The sequence below is a fragment of the Lysinibacillus sp. LZ02 genome (assembly GCF_050613145.1).
Taxonomy (GTDB): domain Bacteria; phylum Bacillota; class Bacilli; order Bacillales_A; family Planococcaceae; genus Lysinibacillus_B.
Map to the genome: position 1 here is coordinate 1,090,166 of NZ_CP192507.1, position 21,786 is coordinate 1,111,951.

27 protein-coding genes are annotated in these 21,786 nt (G+C 38.4%); all 27 read left to right on the top strand.

What is annotated here, in order from left to right:
• Positions 1-185 precede the first annotated feature (185 nt).
• The 27 genes from xerC (at position 186) to flhB (ending at position 21,760) form a co-directional block, all read left to right on the top strand.
• Positions 186-1,085 carry a tyrosine recombinase XerC gene (xerC, locus tag ACQQ2I_RS04950; protein WP_431029463.1) on the top strand — a complete coding sequence of 300 codons (900 nt, stop codon included), beginning with the start codon at positions 186-188 and terminating at the stop codon, positions 1,083-1,085.
• Positions 1,086-1,101: 16 nt separating this feature from the next.
• The gene (gene hslV / locus ACQQ2I_RS04955) at positions 1,102-1,644 is read left to right on the top strand and encodes an ATP-dependent protease subunit HslV (protein WP_391366409.1); all 543 of its coding nucleotides are present in this window, start codon (positions 1,102-1,104) and stop codon (positions 1,642-1,644) included.
• Complete coding sequence (gene hslU, locus ACQQ2I_RS04960; RefSeq protein WP_431029464.1) at positions 1,644-3,029, top strand: ATP-dependent protease ATPase subunit HslU; 1,386 nt, start codon at positions 1,644-1,646, stop codon at positions 3,027-3,029. The genes hslV and hslU overlap by 1 nt, the downstream gene beginning before the upstream one ends.
• 87 nt (positions 3,030-3,116) lie before the next feature.
• Entirely contained in the window at positions 3,117-3,896 is a 780-nt protein-coding gene (gene codY, locus ACQQ2I_RS04965; protein ID WP_431029465.1) for a GTP-sensing pleiotropic transcriptional regulator CodY, read from the top strand.
• A gap of 511 nt (positions 3,897-4,407) precedes the next feature.
• Positions 4,408-4,800 carry a flagellar basal body rod protein FlgB gene (flgB, locus tag ACQQ2I_RS04970; protein WP_431029466.1) on the top strand — a complete coding sequence of 131 codons (393 nt, stop codon included), beginning with the start codon at positions 4,408-4,410 and terminating at the stop codon, positions 4,798-4,800.
• 2 nt (positions 4,801-4,802) lie between these two features.
• A complete protein-coding gene (gene flgC, locus ACQQ2I_RS04975; protein WP_431029467.1) occupies positions 4,803-5,270 on the top strand; it encodes a flagellar basal body rod protein FlgC in 468 nt (155 codons plus the stop codon).
• 25 nt (positions 5,271-5,295) lie between these two features.
• Positions 5,296-5,604, top strand: coding sequence for a flagellar hook-basal body complex protein FliE (gene fliE, locus ACQQ2I_RS04980; protein WP_431029468.1), 309 nt, complete (start codon positions 5,296-5,298; stop codon positions 5,602-5,604).
• Positions 5,605-5,664: 60 nt separating this feature from the next.
• Positions 5,665-7,260, top strand: coding sequence for a flagellar basal-body MS-ring/collar protein FliF (fliF, locus tag ACQQ2I_RS04985; RefSeq protein WP_431029469.1), 1,596 nt, complete (start codon positions 5,665-5,667; stop codon positions 7,258-7,260).
• Positions 7,261-7,274: 14 nt separating this feature from the next.
• Positions 7,275-8,288 (top strand): flagellar motor switch protein FliG, encoded by a 1,014-nt coding sequence (gene fliG / locus ACQQ2I_RS04990; RefSeq protein ID WP_431029471.1) that lies wholly within the window; start codon positions 7,275-7,277, stop codon positions 8,286-8,288.
• Positions 8,272-9,069, top strand: coding sequence for a FliH/SctL family protein (locus tag ACQQ2I_RS04995; RefSeq protein WP_431029472.1), 798 nt, complete (start codon positions 8,272-8,274; stop codon positions 9,067-9,069). The genes fliG and ACQQ2I_RS04995 overlap by 17 nt, the downstream gene beginning before the upstream one ends.
• Before the next feature lie 4 nt (positions 9,070-9,073).
• Positions 9,074-10,399, top strand: a complete 1,326-nt coding sequence (gene fliI / locus ACQQ2I_RS05000) for a flagellar protein export ATPase FliI (protein ID WP_431029473.1) — start codon at positions 9,074-9,076, stop codon at positions 10,397-10,399.
• Positions 10,399-10,848, top strand: a complete 450-nt coding sequence (gene fliJ, locus ACQQ2I_RS05005) for a flagellar export protein FliJ (protein WP_431029474.1) — start codon at positions 10,399-10,401, stop codon at positions 10,846-10,848. The genes fliI and fliJ overlap by 1 nt, the downstream gene beginning before the upstream one ends.
• Positions 10,805-11,452, top strand: a complete 648-nt coding sequence (locus tag ACQQ2I_RS05010; protein ID WP_431029475.1) for a MotE family protein — start codon at positions 10,805-10,807, stop codon at positions 11,450-11,452. Before fliJ ends, ACQQ2I_RS05010 begins: the two co-directional genes overlap by 44 nt.
• Before the next feature lie 19 nt (positions 11,453-11,471).
• Positions 11,472-12,698, top strand: coding sequence for a flagellar hook-length control protein FliK (locus ACQQ2I_RS05015; RefSeq protein ID WP_431029476.1), 1,227 nt, complete (start codon positions 11,472-11,474; stop codon positions 12,696-12,698).
• Between the two features lie 2 nt (positions 12,699-12,700).
• A complete protein-coding gene (gene flgD, locus ACQQ2I_RS05020; RefSeq protein ID WP_431029477.1) occupies positions 12,701-13,477 on the top strand; it encodes a flagellar hook assembly protein FlgD in 777 nt (258 codons plus the stop codon).
• A gap of 16 nt (positions 13,478-13,493) precedes the next feature.
• On the top strand, positions 13,494-13,859 hold the full coding sequence (locus ACQQ2I_RS05025; RefSeq protein ID WP_431030457.1) for a TIGR02530 family flagellar biosynthesis protein: 366 nt from the start codon (positions 13,494-13,496) through the stop codon (positions 13,857-13,859).
• A 77-nt stretch (positions 13,860-13,936) separates the two neighbouring features.
• Entirely contained in the window at positions 13,937-14,920 is a 984-nt protein-coding gene (flgG, locus tag ACQQ2I_RS05030) for a flagellar basal body rod protein FlgG (RefSeq protein WP_431029478.1), read from the top strand.
• Positions 14,921-14,990: 70 nt separating this feature from the next.
• Positions 14,991-15,215 (top strand): flagellar FlbD family protein, encoded by a 225-nt coding sequence (locus ACQQ2I_RS05035; protein ID WP_431029479.1) that lies wholly within the window; start codon positions 14,991-14,993, stop codon positions 15,213-15,215.
• Positions 15,202-15,630, top strand: coding sequence for a flagellar basal body-associated protein FliL (gene fliL / locus ACQQ2I_RS05040; RefSeq protein WP_431029480.1), 429 nt, complete (start codon positions 15,202-15,204; stop codon positions 15,628-15,630). The genes ACQQ2I_RS05035 and fliL overlap by 14 nt, the downstream gene beginning before the upstream one ends.
• 21 nt (positions 15,631-15,651) lie before the next feature.
• Complete coding sequence (gene fliM / locus ACQQ2I_RS05045; RefSeq protein ID WP_431029481.1) at positions 15,652-16,650, top strand: flagellar motor switch protein FliM; 999 nt, start codon at positions 15,652-15,654, stop codon at positions 16,648-16,650.
• Positions 16,643-17,896, top strand: a complete 1,254-nt coding sequence (fliY, locus tag ACQQ2I_RS05050; RefSeq protein ID WP_431030458.1) for a flagellar motor switch phosphatase FliY — start codon at positions 16,643-16,645, stop codon at positions 17,894-17,896. The genes fliM and fliY overlap by 8 nt, the downstream gene beginning before the upstream one ends.
• A 22-nt stretch (positions 17,897-17,918) precedes the next feature.
• On the top strand, positions 17,919-18,281 hold the full coding sequence (locus tag ACQQ2I_RS05055; RefSeq protein WP_391366428.1) for a response regulator: 363 nt from the start codon (positions 17,919-17,921) through the stop codon (positions 18,279-18,281).
• Positions 18,282-18,285: 4 nt separating this feature from the next.
• Positions 18,286-18,939, top strand: coding sequence for a flagellar biosynthetic protein FliO (locus ACQQ2I_RS05060; RefSeq protein WP_431029482.1), 654 nt, complete (start codon positions 18,286-18,288; stop codon positions 18,937-18,939).
• Positions 18,936-19,604 carry a flagellar type III secretion system pore protein FliP gene (gene fliP, locus ACQQ2I_RS05065; RefSeq protein ID WP_431029483.1) on the top strand — a complete coding sequence of 223 codons (669 nt, stop codon included), beginning with the start codon at positions 18,936-18,938 and terminating at the stop codon, positions 19,602-19,604. Before ACQQ2I_RS05060 ends, fliP begins: the two co-directional genes overlap by 4 nt.
• A 13-nt stretch (positions 19,605-19,617) precedes the next feature.
• Complete coding sequence (fliQ, locus tag ACQQ2I_RS05070) at positions 19,618-19,887, top strand: flagellar biosynthesis protein FliQ (RefSeq protein WP_391366431.1); 270 nt, start codon at positions 19,618-19,620, stop codon at positions 19,885-19,887.
• 5 nt (positions 19,888-19,892) lie between these two features.
• A complete protein-coding gene (gene fliR, locus ACQQ2I_RS05075; RefSeq protein ID WP_431029484.1) occupies positions 19,893-20,669 on the top strand; it encodes a flagellar biosynthetic protein FliR in 777 nt (258 codons plus the stop codon).
• 2 nt (positions 20,670-20,671) lie between these two features.
• Positions 20,672-21,760 carry a flagellar biosynthesis protein FlhB gene (gene flhB / locus ACQQ2I_RS05080; protein WP_431029485.1) on the top strand — a complete coding sequence of 363 codons (1,089 nt, stop codon included), beginning with the start codon at positions 20,672-20,674 and terminating at the stop codon, positions 21,758-21,760.
• The last annotated feature ends 26 nt before the right edge of the window (positions 21,761-21,786 follow it).

Consider the following 21,786-nt stretch of genomic DNA (forward strand, 5'->3'; position numbering starts at 1 on the left):
TTTTTTGTGGTACTAATTGGATAAAGAATTGTGAATTTGTGAACAAACAAATAAAATTTAAAATATTTAAGTATATTTCGCTTGCACTATTCGGTATATAGGTATAGTGTCATTATGGATGTTTTAAAGCCAGCTATCTTCTTTAAATATAGTTCATTAAAGTACTACCGATGGGGGTAGAGAACATGTTAAATAATCCGCAACAAGCTTTAAGTCAATTTATTAAATATGTACAACTAGAGAGAAATTTTTCGGTACATACTGTACGAGAATACGAGGCAGACATTCAGCAGTTTTTAGCCTTTCTTAAACAAGAAGGGGTTATGAGTTTAGCTGAGGTAGAGTATTTACACGCGAGGTTGTATGTAACAAAGCTGTATGATGACAACATGGCACGAACAACAATTTCTAGAAAGATTTCATCCGTTAGGTCGTTTTTCCGTTACTTGAACCGAGAAGTTGATTTAGATGATGCACCGTTTCGCTCACTTTATCATCCGAAAAAAGAGGAAAGACTTCCGAGCTTTTTTTATGAGGAAGAATTACAGCAGCTATTCCTTGTCTCGAGTGGGGATGATGAAAAATCCATTCGCAATATGGCTATTTTAGAGTTGTTATATGCAACGGGTATTCGTGTTAGTGAGTGTGTATCTATTGAATTAAATCAACTGGATTTTTACTATTCTATATTACGGGTAATGGGAAAAGGGCGTAAAGAGCGCATCGTACCGTTTGGTCAATATGCACATAATGCTTTGCTCCGTTATATCACTGAAGTTCGACCGAAGCTCATGAAAACGAAAGAACATCAACGCTTATTTGTAAATATGCGCGGAGGCGAACTTACTGCGCGTGGCGTACGTCATATTTTAAGTGAGATGATGGAAGAAGCATCATTGCATTCGAAAATTTATCCACATATGTTACGTCATACATTTGCAACACATTTATTAAATAACGGTGCAGACTTACGTACGGTTCAAGAATTACTCGGGCATGCGCATTTATCTTCTACGCAAGTATATACGCATGTCACGAAGGAGCATCTTCGAAATACGTATATGAATGCTCATCCGAGAGCATAGTTTAGGAGGAACGTGTATGGGACAAATTCATGCAACTACAATTTTTGCTATTCACCATAATGGCGAGTGTGCTATGGCTGGTGATGGTCAAGTGACGCTAGGCAATGCAGTCGTGATGAAGCATACAGCGCGGAAGGTCAGACGTCTGTTTAATGGAAATGTGCTTGCTGGCTTTGCTGGTTCAGTAGCAGATGCATTTACGCTATTTGAAATGTTTGAATCAAAACTAAATGAATATAATGGCAATCTTATGCGAGCATCTGTTGAGGTAGCGAAACAATGGCGCGGTGATAAAATGCTTCGTCAACTAGAGGCGATGTTGCTCGTGATGGATAAGAATACGCTCTTATTAGTTTCGGGGACTGGCGAAGTCATTGAACCCGAAGATGGGATTTTAGCTATTGGTTCTGGTGGCAATTATGCATTAGCGGCAGGGCGAGCGCTGAAAATGCATGCAGGTGAGCATTTAAAGGCGAAAGAGATTGCCGAGGCTGCATTGAAAACAGCTGCTGACATTTGTGTATTTACGAACCATAATATTATCGTGGAGGCGCTTTAATGAAAAACTTAAATTTAACGCCAAGACAAATTACGGAAAGTTTAAATCGTCATATTGTAGGCCAAAATGAAGCAAAGCGTGCTGTAGCAGTTGCACTTCGTAATCGTTATCGTCGTTCTTTATTATCGGACGAAATGAAAACGGAAGTTATCCCTAAAAACATTTTAATGATTGGTCCTACAGGTGTTGGTAAAACGGAAATTGCACGTCGCATTGCGAAATTGACGAATGCACCTTTTATTAAAGTGGAAGCAACGAAATTTACAGAGGTAGGTTATGTTGGTCGAGATGTAGAATCGATGGTGCGTGATTTAGTAGAAGCATCAAGACGATTAGTGAAAGAAGAAATGATGGAAGGGGTACAAGAACAAGCAGAAAAGCTTGCGAATGAAGCGCTCGTAAAGCTTCTTGTACCATCGAAATTAAAGTCTAAAATGCCACAAAATCCATTTGCAATGTTTTTTGGTGGGCAACAGGACGAACAGACACAAGAAACACCGACCGAGGAAGCGGAAATTCGTTCTCGTCGTACACAAGTTGCGGAAGATTTAAAAGCTGGTAAATTAGAAGAACAATGGGTCACGATTGAAGTAACGGAACAAGCGCCATCGATGTTCGATATGATGCCGGGGATGGACGCCAATATGGGCATGCAAGATATGTTATCTAATTTAATGCCGAAGAAAACGAAAAAGCGTAAAGTAAAGGTGAAGGATGCGCGTCGCTTGTTGACAATGGAAGAGGCAAATAAGTTAATTGATTCCGATGAACTTGCACAAGAAGCCATTACACGTGCGGAACAAGCGGGCATCATTTTTATTGATGAAATTGATAAAATCGCAAGTAAAGGGACATCTTCTGCGGAAGTTTCACGTGAAGGTGTACAACGTGATATTTTACCGATTGTAGAAGGCTCAACGGTCACGACAAAATATGGTCCGGTAAAAACAGATTATATGCTGTTTGTTGCTGCTGGGGCATTTCACGTATCAAAACCAAGTGACTTAATTCCTGAGCTACAAGGGCGCTTCCCTATTCGTGTAGAACTTGAGAAATTAACGAAAGAAGATTTTGTGCGCATTTTAAAAGAGCCAGATCAATCGCTTGTTTTACAATATAAAGCACTGTTAGAAACAGAAGGTGTGACGATAGAATTTACAGAGGATGCAATTGAGCGTATTGCGGAGATTGCGACAGAAGTAAATCAAGAAACAGATAATATTGGTGCGCGTCGTTTGCATACCATTTTAGAACGTCTACTAGAAGAAGTATCATTCGAAGCTTCTGAAATTGCGCCGGCACATATCGACATTACACCGGCATATGTCGATCAAAAGCTGGGTAATATCGTAAAAAACAAAGATTTGTCACAATTTATCTTGTAAAAAGTCGAATTAGTTTCTTTGAGTTGTGAAAACCTTTAGAATATTTAGTGAATTAATCGTTACAGATAATTTAGGAGGAAATATAAAATGAACTTATTAGCTAAAACTCGTAAAATTAATGCAATGCTCCAAGCGTCTGCGGGTAAACCGGTAAACTTCAAGGAAATGGCGGATACTTTAGGGGATATTATTGATTCGAATGTATTTATCGTGAGCCGAAAAGGGAAGCTTTTAGGTTTATCTATTCATCAACAAATTGAAAATGATCGTATTAAAAAAATGTTTGAAGAGCGACAATTCCCAGAAGAATACACACAAAAACTGTTTAGCGTTACAGAAACTTCACCGAACATTGATATTAACAGTGATTACACGGCGTTCCCTATTGAAAATAAAGATTTGTTTGCATCGGGCTTAACGACGATTGTACCAATTATCGGTGGTGGTGAACGCTTAGGAACATTAATCTTAGCTCGCATTAACGCTCCGTTTGAAGATGATGACTTAATTTTAGCTGAATACGGTGCGACGGTAGTAGGAATGGAAATCTTACGTGAAAAATCGGAAGAAATCGAAGAAGAAGCACGTTCAAAAGCAGTTGTACAAATGGCGATTAACTCATTATCGTATTCTGAGTTAGAAGCGATTGAGCATATTTTTGAAGAATTAGACGGTAATGAAGGTCTATTAGTAGCTTCTAAAATTGCGGATCGTGTAGGGATTACACGCTCTGTTATCGTAAACGCATTACGTAAATTAGAATCTGCTGGTGTTATTGAATCTCGTTCTTTAGGTATGAAAGGAACATATATTAAAGTATTAAATGATAAGTTCTTAGTGGCTTTAGCAGAAATTAAAATGAAGTAATGACTTCATTTAAGATATTTCGTTTTGAATGATAAAAGTGTAGATGAGTTCAACCTGAACTTTATCTACACTTTTATTTTGGTTAAAAATAAAAGTGTGTGAATCGTTAGGTACATGTGAAATTTAGAGGTTGATTTTTTAAAGTGAAACTTATATAACAGGGGGATTCACTTTGTATGTATCTTTTGTGACAATTTCCCCTGCGTTTTGAGTAGGGGGTTAAATGTTTAAAAGGAAAATAGTGTAACTAGAATGTGTCTTTGTTAATGCTCTCTTTGATGGGGGTTTGAAATCTAGTGCAAATACATAGCAGAAATTTGCCAAAAAAAAGCGAAAAATATCGTGCATTATATTATTTAGTCGAAAAACATTTCAAAAAAAATGGTCTTAATTTCCCAACGAAAAGCGACAAAAGGCAATAGACACTAAGGATTATATTCTTTACAATTATAGTATTGATTGGTTAAGTGTATATAATTGAAATGATTCTATATAAATGAGGTGAAAAGTTTTGGATTTATTTGGTGGAACTATTAGTAGTTTAGAAAAAGGACTTTCCTATGCAACATTAAAAAATAAAACAATCGCTCAAAATATCGCCAATGTCGACACGCCTAATTACAAAGCACAGGATGTTAGCTTTAAACAAATGCTCACACAAGCGGAACAATCGGGGGTTAATGCTTATCGTACGGACACGAGACACTATGAATTTAAGGTGGAGCAATCGACACCAGGTGTATATACCTATGAAAACTTTAGAGCACGCCATAATGGGAACGGTGTTAATATGGATGCAGAGCAAGCAAGCCTTGCGGAAAATCAAATTTACTATAATGCGCTAATTGATCGTGTAAGTGGTAAATTAAGCTCACTAAATAATGTGATTAAAGGTGGGAAATAATAATGACAATTTTTCATAGTATGAATACGACGGCTTCTGCTTTAACTACGCAGCGACTTCGTATGGACGTTATTTCTTCCAATATTGCAAATGTCGATACGACACGTGCTCGTCAAGTAAATGGAGAATGGGAGCCTTATCGTAAAAAGCAAGTTGTATTAACAGAGCAAGAAGGGAATCGTTTTAGTAATTTCCTAAACGTTGCCATGGGCAAAACGTCCAAGCAAGCCGTTGGAAATGGTGTACGCATAAAAGAGATTAAAGAAGATACAGAAACACCGTTTAAACTTACATACGATCCAACACATCCTGATGCGGACGAAGCAGGGTACGTTCAAACATCAAATGTGGATTTATTATCTGAAATGGTAGATTTAATATCAGCTTCTCGTTCATATGAGGCAAATGTTACAATGTTTAATGCGAATAAAGCCATGTTAACGAAAGCTTTAGAAATTGGAAAAGGGTGACACTAAGATTAGGGGGTAAATAAAAATGGCAATTAATCCGGTATCACTGACAGTACCAACAGTGTCGAACGAATCAACAAAAATCAATGCGGTCGTAACTTCAGCCGAAGCGCAAAAAACGTTTGCCAATACGTTGAAAGAAGCTATTACCAATGTCAATGAAAAGCAAATTCAATCGGATATGATGACAGAAAAATTGATTAATGGTGGAGATGTAGAATTACATGAGGTAATGATTGCTTCCCAAAAAGCGAGCATTACACTTAATGCAACAATGGAAGTTCGCAATAAGGTGATTGAAGCCTACCAAGAGATTATGCGAATGAGTGTATAATAGGGCGGTTAAAGCGAATTGTAAATTGTTAAAGCATTCACTATAACCGGAGGATTCATAATGAATGAACGTTTAACGAGAATAAAAACGGATTCGACCAATTTCTGGTCGAGCCGAACGCGAAATCAAAAAGGTGCAATAATGGGTACGTTAGTAGCGATTGTTGCATTGGCAGGGATACTTACATACTTTTCAACTAGAACAACGATGGCGCCATTATTTACTGGATTATCGCCTAGTGAAGCAGGTCAAATTACGGAGGTATTAGGTTCACAAGGAATAGCGTACGAATTAGCAAATGGGGGCACTACGGTTTTAGTACCAGAAGAGCAAGTGGACCCTCTGACAGTGTCACTAGCGTCGCAAGGGTATCCAGAGACGGGGGCTATCAGTACATCTTTCTTCACAGAAAATGCTGGTTTTGGTATGACAGATAACGAATTCAATGTCATTAAACAAGCAGCAACAGAAACAGAAATCGCGAATTTAATAAAGCGAGTGCAAGGTGTACAAGATGCCAAAGTACTAATTACCGTACCAGATGAAGGACTCTTTATAAAAGATGCTACACAGGAAGCAACGGCCTCTGTTATGCTAACGACAGAACCGGGTGTAAAGTTTACAGATGACCAAATCAAAACACTGTATAGTTTAGTAGCTAAAAGTGTTCCGAACTTAAGTACTGAAAATATTGAGATTTCCAATCAATATGCTGAATACTTTGATTTGAATTCAGTACAAACAGGCAGTAGTTCAACAACGCCTGAAGGGCAAATGGCCATTAAAAAGCAAATTGAGCGCGATATTCAACGACAAGTACAAAATATGCTTGGGACGATGATGGGGCAAGATAAAGTGGTTGTCTCAGTCACAACAAATGTGGATTTTAAGCAAGAAAATCGGGAAGAAAATTTAGTTCAGCCGGTAGATGAAGAAAACAATGAAGGCATTGCTATTAGTGCACAACGTATTACAGAAACCTATTCAGGAACAGGTGCAACAGCGTCTGGGGTACCAGAAGCTGAAAATGTAACAGATAATTTCACAGATTACCAAGAAGGAACTACTGGAGATGGAGAATATGAGCGCGTTGAAGAAACAATCAACAATGACGTCAATCGTATTCGTCGTGAAATTCAAGAAAGTCCGTACAAAATCCGTGATTTAGGTATTCAAGTAATGGTAGAGCCGCCAGTTGCGGACGATCCAGCGTCTTTAGATGCGGCAGTGCAAGAAGACATTGAACAAATTTTAGCAACAATCGTACGCACTTCAATTGATAAAGAAGTAGCAGGCGATTTAACAGATGAAGCGATAAATAATAAAATTGTTGTTTCTGTTCAACCGTTTTACGGAAAAGAAGGAGCAGATGCTACGCCAGAATCTGTTATTCCATGGTGGGTTTGGGTAGTAGGCGGTATTTTAATTGTAGCCATTGCACTTCTAGTATTCTTCATTTTACGTTCTCGTAAACGTAAAAAAGAAGAAGAAGAGTTAAATATTATCGAACAACAACAAGAATTAATTGAAGTAGACGATATTTCAGAGGAAAAAGAGACTGAAGCAACTGTACGCCGTAAGCAACTTGAAAAAATGGCGAAGGACAAGCCAGAAGATTTCGCGAAGCTATTGCGTAGTTGGATTGCAGAAGATTAATAGGAGGTTCGCCTGTGTCCAAGAAAGATAAAGAGTTATCAGGAAAGCAAAAAGCAGCTTTGCTGTTAATTTCTCTAGGACCGGAAGTTTCGGCTGCTGTGTATAAACACTTAAGTGAAGAAGAAATTGAGCGCTTAACACTTGAAATTTCAAGTGTGAAAAAAGTCGAATCTACCGTCAAGGAGAACATTATTGAAGAATTTCATAATATTGCCTTAGCGCAAGATTATATTACACAGGGCGGTATCGGCTATGCGAAAACCGTTTTAGAAAAAGCGCTTGGTACAGATCAAGCACAAGCGATTTTAAATCGTTTAACATCTTCTTTACAAGTGCGCCCATTTGACTTTGCACGTAAAGCAGATCCAGCACAAATTTTTAACTTTATTCAAAATGAACATCCACAAACGATTGCGCTTATTTTATCGTACTTAGATCCAACGCAAGCGGGGATTATTTTATCCTCGCTTCCGCAAGAGGTGCAGGCAGATATTGCGAAGCGTATTGCGGTAATGGATTCAACATCGCCAGAAGTGATTAGTGAAATCGAATCCGTATTAGAACGAAAACTCTCTTCTACTGTAACGCAAGACTACACAGAAACAGGTGGTATCGATGCAGTCGTGGAAGTGTTAAATGGTGTAGATCGTCAAACGGAAAAAACGATTCTCGATGCACTCGAAATTCAAGATCCAGAGCTAGCAGAAGAAATCAAAAAGCGTATGTTTGTATTCGAAGATATTGTTACACTGGATAATCGTTCGATTCAACGTGTTATTCGTGACTGTGAAAATGAAGACTTATTATTAGCGATGAAAGTTTCTAGTGATGAAGTAAAAGAAATTATTTTCCGTAACATGTCACAACGAATGGCAGAAACATTCCGTGAAGAAATGGAAATTATGGGGCCGGTTCGACTACGCGATGTAGAAGAAGCACAATCTCGTATTGTGGCGGTTATTCGACGCCTAGAGGATGCAGGTGAGATTATTATCGCTCGTGGTGGAGGAGATGACGTCATTGTCTAGAATCATCCGCAGCATGCAAGCACAACAGGTTGAAGAAAAGAAAATACAAATTCAATCATTTCACTTTTTTCAGCCTGAACGTGTAGAGGATTTTGAGCATATAGAAGAAGAGCTTGAAGTGACACGTGAACAAATTTTAGCTGAACGCGATCAGTTATTAGCTGATGCGCGTCAGCAACTTGAATTAGAGCATCAACAGTTTGAGCAGTTTCGTCAAGAGCAGTTGCAGACAATTGAAGAATTAAAGCAAATGTGGGAAGAGGAAAAACTGATATTGCAACAACAAGCATATGAGGAGAGCTTCGCACAAGGATATGAGGAAGGCATCCAAAAAGCAAATGCGGATATGCAACAAGCGTTACAAACGGCAAATGAAACGATGGCAAACGCACAGATAAATGCGGATAAATATATTGAATCGCAAGAGGCAATCGTTTTAGAGTTAGGGTTAACGGCAGCGGAGCGCATTTTAAATACGGTGCTTGAGCGCGATGACGAAGCATTTGTCTCCATTGTAAAATGTGGTTTAAAAGAAGCGCGTGAAATGAAAGAAATTAAAATTTATGTAGCGCCACACTATCACAGCATTGTATCGAAAAATCGTGATGAACTTGCTGAAATGTTCCCAACAGATGTGCCGTTTATGATTTTTGTCAATGAGGATTTATCAAGCACAGAGAGCTATATTGAAACAAATCATGGACGTATCGTTGTATCAATTGATACGCAATTAAACGAACTTCGACTAAAGCTTCGAGAAATTTTAGATAGTAAGGAATGATCGCATGCGAGCGGCCCAATTAATCGAACATATTCCAAATATATCGACCTTTAAAAAATTTGGTAAAGTTACCCGTGTTGTTGGCTTAATGATTGAATCACAAGGTCCTGATAGCTCTATTGGCGATGTGTGTAAAATTCACGTCAATTCACCAACAAATGGTCATCAAATTATTTTAGCTGAAGTTGTTGGCTTTGAAGATGAGATTGTTGTGCTAATGCCGTATTCGTCTTTGCGAGAAATTTCAATCGGTTGTTTAGTGGAAGGAACAGGGAAACCTTTAGAAATAAAAGTCGGACCTGAACTAATTGGTAAAGTGTTGGACTCAATGGGCGAGCCATTTGATGGCTATGCACTACCTCGCGGGCTTGTCTCAGTCCCGACTGAAAAAGACCCACCTAATCCAATGACACGCCCGCCCATTACAGCGCAACTAGAGGTCGGCGTCAAAGCAATTGATGGGATGCTGACAGTAGGGAGCGGTCAACGTGTCGGGATATTTGCCGGTTCAGGTGTTGGGAAAAGTACACTTCTAGGCATGATTGCTCGCAATACAAAAGCGGATATTAATGTGATCGCACTTGTTGGAGAGCGTGGGCGTGAGGTACGTGAGTTTATAGAGCGCGACCTTGGCCCTGAAGGATTAAGTCGGTCAATTGTTGTGGCGGCTACGAGTGATCAGCCGGCTTTAATGCGTATTAAAGCCGCTTTTACTGCTACTGCCATTGCTGAATATTTTCGTGATCGAGGCATGAATGTCATGCTAATGATGGACTCTGTAACACGTGTTGCGATGGCGCAACGAGAAATTGGCCTAGCAGTAGGGGAACCACCTGCTACTAGAGGTTATACGCCGTCTGTATTTGCCATTTTACCAACGCTACTTGAACGCACGGGGACAAACTTAAAAGGGGCCATTACCGCCTTTTATACCGTTCTTGTCGATGGAGACGATATGAACGAACCGATTGCTGACGCTGTACGAGGGATTTTAGATGGGCATATCGTACTCGACCGTACACTCGCAAATAAGGGGCAATACCCAGCGATTAATATCCTCAAGAGCGTTAGTCGTCTCATGAATCATATTACAACGCCTGAACATACAACCGCAGCCGCTCGTTTACGTGAAATGTACTATACATATTCAAAGTCGGAGGACTTAATTAATATTGGTGCATACAAGCGTGGAACGTCTAGAGAAATTGATGAAGCAATACATTATGAACCACTCATTACAAATTTTTTAAAGCAAGGATTTAAAGATAAAGTTTCACTTGAACAAACAGTCAATGAGATGATTGCATTATCGAATGGTGGTGCCAAATAATGCTACGATATAGTTATCGATTTGAACAAATTTTAACTGTTCGTGAACAAGAAAAAAATGAAACAGAAATGGCTTACAAAGAATCTGTTCGCTCTTTTGAAGAAATCGCAACAAAGCTTTATGAACTATTGAAGAAAAAAGAAGATTTAGTAGTGTTTCAACAAGAGCGCTTGCAAGTGGGCTCTTCCATTGATGAAATTAGTCATTATGCGCGGTTTATCGATAGTATGGAGAAAACGATTGAAGATGTGCAACAAAAGGTCGTGCAAGCACGATCAAAAATGAATTGGCATGAGCAAAAATTATTAGAAAAAAACTTGGAAGTACGTAAATATGAAAAAATGCGTGAAAAAGATTTCTCGGCATTTAGGGAAGAACAAAATCGTTTAGAAACGATTCAATTAGATGAAATGGCCACCCTTACGTACAACAAAAGAGAAATTAGGTGATGGCATGGCGAAGAACGATGTCGAAAAAATAGATGAAGTCGAGGTACAAGAGAAGAACCCAGGTTTTTTTCAAAAGTTATTTTACTGGTTTCTAATTCCGTTAGTGTTTGCACTAGCAATTTTCTTAATCATTGCACATTTTACGAATACAAATGTGTTTCAAATAGCTGATAGCATGAAAGATAAAATTCCGTTTATTTCTTCAAAAGAAGAAATTGTAGAAAATCCGTCATTAAATGAAGAAAAAATTGTGACACTACAAGCAGAAATTCAAGAAAAAGAGGCGGAGATTGTACAGTTGCAATCAGAAATTGAGTCGGCTACAGCAACGAATGAGGAATTGTTAATTGAACAAGAACGTCTTCTTTATGAAATTGAACAATTAAAACGTGTGCAAGAAGAAGCAGCATTAGAATTTAAAGAAATTTTAAAGACGTATGAGAATATGTCAGCGAAGAAAGCTGCACCTATTTTAACGCAGATGAGTGAATCCGAAGCGTTACGTATTATGTCCAATATGAAGTCGGATACGCTAATGGCTATTTTTGAAAAAATGGATCCAGCAGACGCTGCTCGATTTACGGAATTATTATCACAGGAGTAAAAGGAGGTGAAACAAAATAATGGATATCGCACTATTACAAATGGCACAAACACGTATAAACAACCCGAAGCAAACAGCAACGACATCAACTGCTAGTAATCAACAAAAATCGAACTCTTTTGACAAGGTGTTTAATGACACAATGTCAGCAACACAAGCCTCATCACAGCAAAAGCAAGCCGAACCGATTGAAGAAGCAACAAAAGAGGTAACAGAGGTTGTGGAAGCAGAGACACTAGAAGAAGTGTTTGCAGCACTTGGTATTGTACACGGTGAAGGGGGAATGTTTGCGGAAATTGATGGTCAGCTAATTCCGATTGAAGAGATGATGAATGTAGAAGATTTGACCGCTGCATTAGGAATAACGACAGAGGAGTTAGAAGCAATCATTCAACAACTTCTTGGCGAAGAAATGCTGATGGGTGATGTATGGGCAATACTCGAACAATCACCAGCATTACTGGCACAAGTATCGTCGATTTTACAAGGTGAAAATCACAGTGTGACACCTAAAGAAGCAACAAAAGTAGTGGAGTTTTTAAAACTGGCACAAATGGTTGGCATGAGGTTAGATACAGTGTATCAGCAGGAATTTCAATTAAGCCAAACGAAAGATGTATTACAATCATTAGTAGCGCAATTACAGCCTACAACGCAACAAGAGGCAATCAAGACAACAACATTCCAACAAGTCGCACAACAATTGTCTCAAACAGTCGTAACGCAGGAAACAGATACAGCTCAAGTAAATGGGAGTCAACAACAAACGGCAACAACAAAAACCGTAACGGTGACACTGCCAGCAGAGCGTTCAGCACAGTCCGAAGCATTAGCGAAGGAAATTCAAAACTTACTTAACCGTAGCCAAATGTCAAATAATCAAGGAACAATGCGTCTTGTCTTAAAATTATTCCCTGAGAATTTAGGCCAAATTCGTATTGAGTTAGTACAAAAAGATGGCTTAATGCACGCGCGTTTACTTGCAACGACTGCTGTAGGGAAAGAATTACTTGACTCGAATTTAAATCAATTAAAGTCAGCTTTTGTGGCTCAAAACATCCAAATGGAGCGGATTGATATAGCACAGTCCCTTCAAGATGCAGAGCGCAATGCACGTGATCAAAAATTCTTTAATAATTTCTTCCGCCAGGAACAAGAGGAACAAGAAGAACAGCAAGATAACGATGAAGAGAAGCAGTCGTTTAGCGAATTTTTAACTGAAGAATTTTTCGCTGAGGAGGTGTAGTAATGAGTTCAGGTTCAACTTTAAGTTCGAATGCAGATGTAACTAAAACTACAAAGGGCATTACAAATGATTATTATTTAAATACATCAAAGTATAAATATACAACAGAATCTGATAACAGCACTTTGGGAAAAGATGCATTTTTGCACATTCTAATTGCCCAATTACAAAATCAAGATCCGACAAATCCAATGGATGACCGTGAGTTTATCGCCCAAATGGCTCAGTTCTCTTCTTTAGAGCAAATGCAGAATATGACAAAAGCAATGGAAGCGCTATTAATGTCTCAAAGAGAAACGCAATTAATGTCCTATACATCTTTTATTGGAAAAGAAGTAAAATGGCATGAGTTATCAGAAGAAGAAGAAGATGAAAAAGGGGATCCAGTAGTAATAGAAGGAACAGGTGTTATAACGGAAGTTAAATTTAAAGATGGTGCACCTATTTTCGTCTTAGATAGTGGGAAAGAAATTTCTGCTGGACATATTTCAGCTATTTTAGGTGAAAAGGAAGCAGGCTCCTCTACAGGGGAAAATCCTTTTGCGCAAGCAAGTCAATTAATTGGGAAGACAGTTCAATATAATTTGAACGATGAGTCAGTCCAAGCTGTGATTGAAGCAATTACAACGAAGAATGGCGTTATTGAGTATATTTTAAACAATGGTACTCGATTAACAAAAGAGCAATTTGAAGTCGTATCTGAAACAGAAAATACGGAAACAGAGCAAGGTGAAGATGTAACGGATACACCGGATTCAACTGAGCAAACACAGGAATAGGGTGGGGACGCTTATGATGAATAAAATTACTATTCAACATGTTCCGTTTCGTCCAGCGTTAACGCCGAAGCAAAATGTCCAGGAAACGCAAGTCAAGTCATTCCACGAACATTTTAGGCAGGCACAGCAAGAGCTAAAAATTAGCAAGCATGCTTCTGAACGGATGCAGGAGCGGAATATTGAGATTTCTGAAGCGGAGTGGCAAGAAGTAACGGATAAAGTATTTGAAGCGCGAGAGAAAGGTGTTAAGCAACCTTTAGTATTAATGGATCAAGCAGCACTGATTGTCAGCGCAAAAAATGCAACAGTTATAACGGCTATGGATCGTTACGAAGCGAAATCGCAATTATTTACAAATATTGATGGAACAATCGTACTCTAAGGCAGGACCGTATAGGATGCCTCATATCGCTGACTGATTGATGCGGTATATTCACTAATGAAGGGAGAACGACATTTATGTTACGTTCAATGTACTCAGGTATTTCAGGTTTAAGAAACTTCCAAACAAAATTAGATGTAATTGGTAATAATATTTCAAACGTTAATACACACGGATTTAAAAAAGGGCGTGTAGTGTTCAAAGACTTAATCTCACAAACGCAATCAGGTGCATCAGGCCCATCTCTAGGTGCTGGTGGTGTGAATGCAAAACAAGTTGGTTTAGGTTCACAATTAGCTGCGATTGATACTATTCATGGTACAGGAGCTTTACAAGGTACAGGGCGTACACTTGATATGGCGATGGAAGGTGAAGGATTCTTCGTAGTAGGTAAATTACCAGGAGAAAATGCTGATGAAGAAGCATTAATTGACGGTTTTACAGGTGTCTCTTATACGCGTGCAGGTAATTTCTACATGGATAACGAAGGTTTCTTAGTAAACTCAAATGGTGACTATGTAATCGGGTGGCAATCAGATGGTGCTGAGGACGTTGAGTTACCAGAAGGAATCGTATCTCCTGATGGGGCAGTTGTTGGACATGCTCCTTTACAAGGAGATGATGCAGTTGAGTTAACAGAAGTAAAGTGGCCGGGAGAAGAGTTACAAACAGCTGATATGGCAGGTGGACGTATTTGGATTCCAACTGATGCACAGTCCATGTCTATAGCTACTGATGGTACGGTAACATATGTAAATGCAGAGGGAGTTTTACATTTTGCTGGTCAATTAATGGTTGCTAAATTCCCAAATGCGGAAGGTTTAACGAAAGAAGGTAATAATTACTTCCAAGTGTCTGCTAACTCAGGTGCTGCTCAATTTGGTGCTGGTTCATCATTTGGTATTGGTAAAACTGTTTCGGGTGCATTAGAAATGTCCAACGTAGACCTTTCTGAAGAATTCACAGAAATGATTGTTGCACAACGTGGTTTCCAAGCAAACTCTCGTATCATTACAACTTCAGATGAAATTCTGCAAGAACTTGTTAACTTAAAACGTTAATTTTATAGATTTATAAATTCATTGCAAAGGAGGGTCGGGCCGGCTCTCATGGCAGGTCCGGCCCCTTACAATGATTGAAGTTACTCGCCTTAATGGCAAAGCGTTTTCATTAAATGCTTTATACATAGAAACAGTCGAAGCTTTTCCGGACACAACGATAACGCTAACGACTGGGCGTAAGTTTATCGTGTTAGAATCTGAAACAGAGGTGCGTGCGCGGATAAAATCGTTTTACAGACAAATACAAATTCTATCAAATCCGCATCTACGAGGTGAAGAAGATGAAGAAGAATAAATTGTTGACAATTATGCTCATCATTATAGCGGCGCTTGCTTTAGTTGGTGTGATTGCCTTTGTTTTGCTAACACAGCTAAATAAGGAACCAGAAGTGAAAGAGCTATCGATTGAAGAGATTGCATTAGCTTCTGTTGCCATTCCTGAGATTAAAACAAATTTAGCAGATGGTAACTATGCGGTTCTACAATTGACAATTCAAACAGAAAGTGAAGATGCAGCAAAAGAATTAACACAACGTATCTTCCAAGTAAATAATATTGCAATTCAAGAATTATCTGAAATGACAGAAGAAGATTTACAAGGTAAGCAAGGGAAAATATTATTTGAAAAGGCCATTAAGGCAAAAATGAATGAATTGATGCAAGAAGGGGAAGTACAACAAGTTTACATTACCTCCTTCATCATTTCATAACTAGAAATAGGAGGTGGGCAAATGGCAGGAGATGTGCTTTCCCAATCCGAAATTGATGCGCTGCTGTCAGCGATATCGACTGGGGAAATGTCAGCTGATGAAATGAAAAAAGAAGATGAAGCAAAAAAGGTCAAAGTATATGATTTTAAACGCGCTCTTCGTTTTTCAAAAGATCAAATTCGAAGTTTAACTCGTATTCACGAAAACTTCGCACGGTTACTTACGACATTTTTCTCGGCGCAGCTTAGAACATATGTCCAAATTACAGTTGCTTCGGTTGACCAAATTCCATTTGAAGAATTTGTTCGATCCATTCCGAATATGACATTAATAAATGTATTTGAAGTACCGCCGTTAGATGGTAATATTTTAATGGAGATTAACCCGAATATTGCCTATTCGATGTTAGATCGATTGATGGGGGGGACAGGCGCAAGTCATAGTAACGTTGACAACTTAACTGAAATTGAAACGAAGATTATGACAAATTTATTTGAGCGCTCATTTGATAACTTACGAGAAGCATGGGAAAATATAGTAGAAATAGATCCGATGTTAATTGAGCTTGAAGTAAATCCACAATTCTTACAAATGATCTCACCGAATGAAACGGTTGTAGTTATCTCACTCAATACAATTATTGGTGAGACGACGGGGATGATTAATATTTGTTTACCACACGTAGTACTAGAGCCGATTGTACCAAACTTATCGGTACGCTACTGGATGCAAACGAATACGAAAGAAATGTCACCTGAGCAAGTGAAGATGCTTGAAAACAGAGTGAAGCAGTCTACATTACCGGTAGTGGCAGAGTTAGGAACTACTTCCATTTCAGTTGAGGATTTTCTTACAATGAATATAGGTGATGTTATTGAATTAGATCAAAAAATAACAGATCCACTTATTCTTAAAGTAGGAACTTTACCCAAATTTACTGTGCAGCCAGGTAAGTTAAATAAAAAAATGGCCATTCAAGTAATCGACCCGGTAAAAGGAGGAGACGACGATGATGAGTGATGAAATGCTCTCCCAAGAAGAAATCGAAGCCCTATTAAGAGGCGAAACATTAGAAGATAGATTAACAGATACAATGACAAATGAAGCGGCTGAAGATGGTGTAATTGTCGTTGAAGACTATTTAAGTCCACTAGAACAGGATGCACTTGGAGAAGTGGGCAATATTTCTTTTGGTAGTTCAGCAACTGCACTATCAGCTTTACTAGGACAAAAAGTAGATATTACAACACCTAGCATTGGCATGATTAATCGTAATAAATTAGAAGAGGAGTTTCCTCACCCGTACGTAGCGATACAGGTGGAATATACGGTTGGATTAACGGGTATGAATCTGCTAGTAATCAAGCAATCTGATGCAGCCATTATCGCAGATTTAATGCTAGGTGGGGACGGTTTAAATCCAAAACCGGAACTAGGAGAGATTCAACTGAGTGCGGTACAAGAGGCAATGAACCAAATGATGGGCTCTGCGGCAACATCAATGTCTACTGTATTTAATCAAAAGGTCGATATTTCTCCACCAACGATTGATTTAATGAATATTTCTCAAAATGAAGGGCGAGACAATATTCCTGATGACGATTTACTCGTGAAGATTTCATTTAGATTACGTATCGGTGAGTTAATCGATTCAAATTTAATGCAATTATTACCTTTAAACTTTAGTAAAAAAATAGTAAAGTCATTATTGGGAGAGAGTGAGGAAGAGTTAGCGCCGACTGCTAGTGCTGAACCGGCACCTCAACCGGTTGCAACTAGCCAGCCACAGCCAACACCTCAAGCATCTCCTGTACAGCAGCCAATGTATGAGCAACCAATGATGCAGCAAGTACCGCCGCAACCAATGTACGAGCAGCCAATGTATGCTCAGCCATCAGCTGCACCTGTATATCAACAGCCGATGTATGCGCCACCACAGCAGCCAGTGAATGTTCAACCAGCACAGTTTGCGAGCTTCCAACCACCAAATATTTCGCAAGCTGAAGCGCGTAATTTAAATATGCTGCTAGATATTCCATTGCAAGTATCGGTAGAACTAGGACGTACAAAGCGTTCCGTGAAAGAAATTTTAGAGTTATCCAGTGGCTCAATTATTGAATTAGATAAGCTTGCTGGTGAGCCTGTTGACATTCTAGTAAATAACCGTTTAATTGCAAAAGGTGAAGTAGTGGTAATTGATGAAAACTTCGGTGTTCGTATTACAGATATTTTAAGTCAAACGGAGCGCTTAAATAATTTAAGATAGTACTAATTGGAGGAATCTTACTATGTCTAAAAAGATTTTAATTGTTGACGACGCAGCGTTCATGCGTATGATGATCAAAGATATTTTAACGAAAAATGGCTTTGATGTAGTCGGTGAAGCCGCAGATGGTGCACAAGCAGTAGAGAAGTATAATGAGGTACGTCCAGATTTAGTAACAATGGATATTACAATGCCTGAAATGGATGGTATCGCAGCGTTAAAAGCGATTAAAGCCTCTGATCCAAATGCAGTAGTCATTATGTGTTCAGCAATGGGACAACAAGCAATGGTTATCGATGCAATTCAAGCGGGTGCTAAAGACTTTATTGTAAAACCATTCCAAGCAGACCGTGTTATCGAAGCAATTCAAAAAGCTTTAGGTTAACAACATGCAAGTAAAGAAATCATTTTATGTAAGGATGGTTTTTGTATTACTACTTATGTTTGTAGCATTAACCCATGTAACTTCTACTTCCTACGCAATGGTGAGTGATGAAAGTTTAAAAAATCCAAGCCTTTACGTAGATAGTGATGAAACAGATGCCGACACAGAGAACAGTGATTCGGCGTCTGTTCGTATGGGCCCATGGGAATACATAAGAATTTTGCTATCACTAGTATTTGTACTAGGTTTATTAATTTATGTTTTACGTTTTTTAAATAAACGTAATCAAAATTATCAGCAAAACAGCATGGTGCGTAATCTTGGCGGGCATTCTGTCGGACCACAAAAATCTGTCCAACTGTTGCAAATTGGCAATCAAATTTATGTTGTGGGTGTTGGCGAAGATGTACGATTGCTCCAAACGATTTCTGACCCGCAGGAGATTGAGCAAATTGTAGAGTTATACAATGAAAAGTATAAGAATACATCCACTGCTCCGTACATTGCTGAGCTTTTTACAAAATTCAAACCACAGCGTTCTGCCAAAGTCCAGGCGGAGGAATTCAATAGTATTTTAGATAAGCGTTTATCTGAAATAAAAAAAGAACGTAGTGATGGATTGGAAAGATGGAAAGAAAAGGGGAACGATAAGCAATGACAGATTTCATATCGATCTTTTCTGACAGCGATCCAACTAATGTTTCTACATCTGTAAAGCTGTTAATTCTTTTAACAGTTCTTTCTTTAGCACCGAGTATATTAATTTTGATGACTTCATTTGCGCGTATTGTCATTGTGTTATCGTTTACACGAACAGCACTTGCTACACAGCAAATGCCACCGAATCAGGTGATTATTGGTCTTGCCTTGTTTTTAACGTTCTTTATTATGGCACCAACTTTTCAACAAGTGAATGAACAAGCGTTGCAGCCGTTATTTGATGAGGAGATTGGTCTAGAAGAAGCATATGAACGAGCTTCCTTACCATTTAAGGAATTTATGGCAAAGCATACGAGACAAAAAGATTTAGAGTTGTTTTTGGAATACAATCAAGCAGAACGTCCAGACTCCGTTGAGGCTATTCCACTGACAACATTAATTCCAGCCTTTGCGCTAAGTGAAATAAAAACCGCTTTTCAAATGGGCTTTATGATTTTCATTCCGTTTTTAGTGATCGACATGATTGTAGCGTCTACATTAATGGCAATGGGGATGATGATGTTACCACCTGTTATGATTTCATTGCCGTTTAAAATTTTATTATTCGTTCTTGTGGATGGATGGTATTTAGTAATGAAGTCGCTATTACAGAGTTTTTATTAGGGGATGATACAGTATGACACAAGAAATGGTCATTTCAATTGCAGAACGCGCCATCTTTATCGTCCTTGCTGCTTCAGGACCGCTCCTGTTGGTAGCATTAGTATCTGGTTTAGCAGTTAGTATTTTTCAAGCGACAACTTCAATCCAAGAACAGACATTAGCGTTTGTACCCAAAATTGTTGCTGTCCTTGTAGCGATTGTCTTTTTCGGTCCGTGGATGTTATCACAAATAACAAGTTATGTGCATGACATTTTAAATAATTTAGTACGTTACATAGGGTGATATAGATGGTAGAACTAGTACCAAAAATATCCGTTTTATTATTGATTTTTGTGAGAGTATCTGCATTTTTCGTAACTATTCCGCTATTTTCTTATAAAACAATTCCTCCTCAATTGAAAATCATACTTGCATTTGTATTATCTTGGATGATGTATTATACGTTTTCAATTGAGGCTTTTACGATTAATGGGGAGTACATATTACTTGTTATTAAAGAGGCGATTGTAGGTTTAACACTTGGTTTAGTCGTGTATATTGTTTTTTCAGCTGTACAAATAGCTGGTGGGTTTATTGATTTCCAAATGGGCTTTGCGATGGCGAATATTGTAGACCCGCAAACAGGGGCCCAAAGTCCGCTCATGGGGCAGTTTTTTAATTTCTTATTGTTACTCGTATTTTTAGCGATTAATGGTCATCACTTAGTGCTAGATGGCATTTTTTATAGCTATCAGTTTTTACCACTAGGTCAGTTTTTTCCGAGTTTTGGAGATGCAGAATCAGTTGAATACATTATGAAGTTATTTGTTGCGGTGTTTGCAGTTGCTTTTCAAATGTCGGCTCCAATAATTGCAACCTTATTTTTAGTTACATTAGCTTTAGGTATTACAGGAAAAACAGTGCCACAGTTAAATATTTTCGTTGTCGGCTTCCCGATTAAAATTGCGGTAGGTTTTATCCTGCTCATTATTATGATGGGGGTAATGGTAGAGGTAATGGAACGTGTGATCGAAATGGCGATAATCGGTATGCGTAATTTAATGATTGTTTTAGGTGGTTCGTAAATATGAAGCTTATTATACATTTAGACTTACAGTTTTTCGCTGGTGAAAAAACAGAAAAAGCGACACCTAAAAAGCGTCAGGATGCGCGAAAAAAAGGGCAGGTATTAAAAAGCCAAGATGTTTCAGCCGCTATTTTGTTATTGATTGTATTTTTGTTTTTATTTTTTATAGCGCCTAGTATGTTTCAAGGCATACGTTCCTTTTTAACGCAAGCATTATATCGAAATATGCTAATTGAAACGGTTTCAATCGAAACGGTCATGGAAATGTATACAGATGCCATACAGGAAATGGCGTGGATTGTGCTGCCGATTATGGTTATTGCGATGGTTGCAGGTATTGGAGCAAACTATTTGCAGTTTGGGTTCCTCTTTACAACAGAGACTTTGAAGTTTGATTTAAAAAAAATGGATCCTATTAAAGGGATAAAAAAAATTATTTCAGTACGGGCGATTATTAATTTAATCAAATCTTTATTGAAAGTAACTTTATTAGGTGTAGTAACATTTGCGATTATTTGGATTTATCTTGAAGAAGTGCTTGCGCTGTCTTTTAAAAGTCCGTGGGAATCGCTTACAACCGTTGCTTACTTATCGGGTTTAATGGGCGTAGCTGCAGCGATTATGCTGTTATTAATTTCGATTTTGGATTATGTTTATGAACGCTTTGATTATGAGAAAAATTTAAAGATGTCCAAGCAAGATATTAAAGATGAGCATAAAAATGCAGAAGGTGACCCATTAATTAAATCCAAAATTAAACAACGTCAGCGTGAGATGGCAATGCGCCGTATGATGCAAGAAGTACCTCATGCAGATGTGGTCATTACGAACCCAACGCATTATGCCATTGCGCTGAAATATGATGAAAATAGTATGGACGCACCGCGTGTAGTAGCAAAGGGAACAGATTTTGTAGCACAAAAAATCAAATTAATCGCCAAGGAACACGATGTCGTTATGGTGGAAAACCGGCCACTAGCACGTGCAATGTATGACCAAGTGGAGATTGGCGAGCAAGTTCCTGAAGAATTTTTCAAAGCAGTAGCAGAAATTTTAGCGTACGTTTACCGAATTAAACGTAAAATTTAAAACACGAAACATTAGGAGGGAAAACC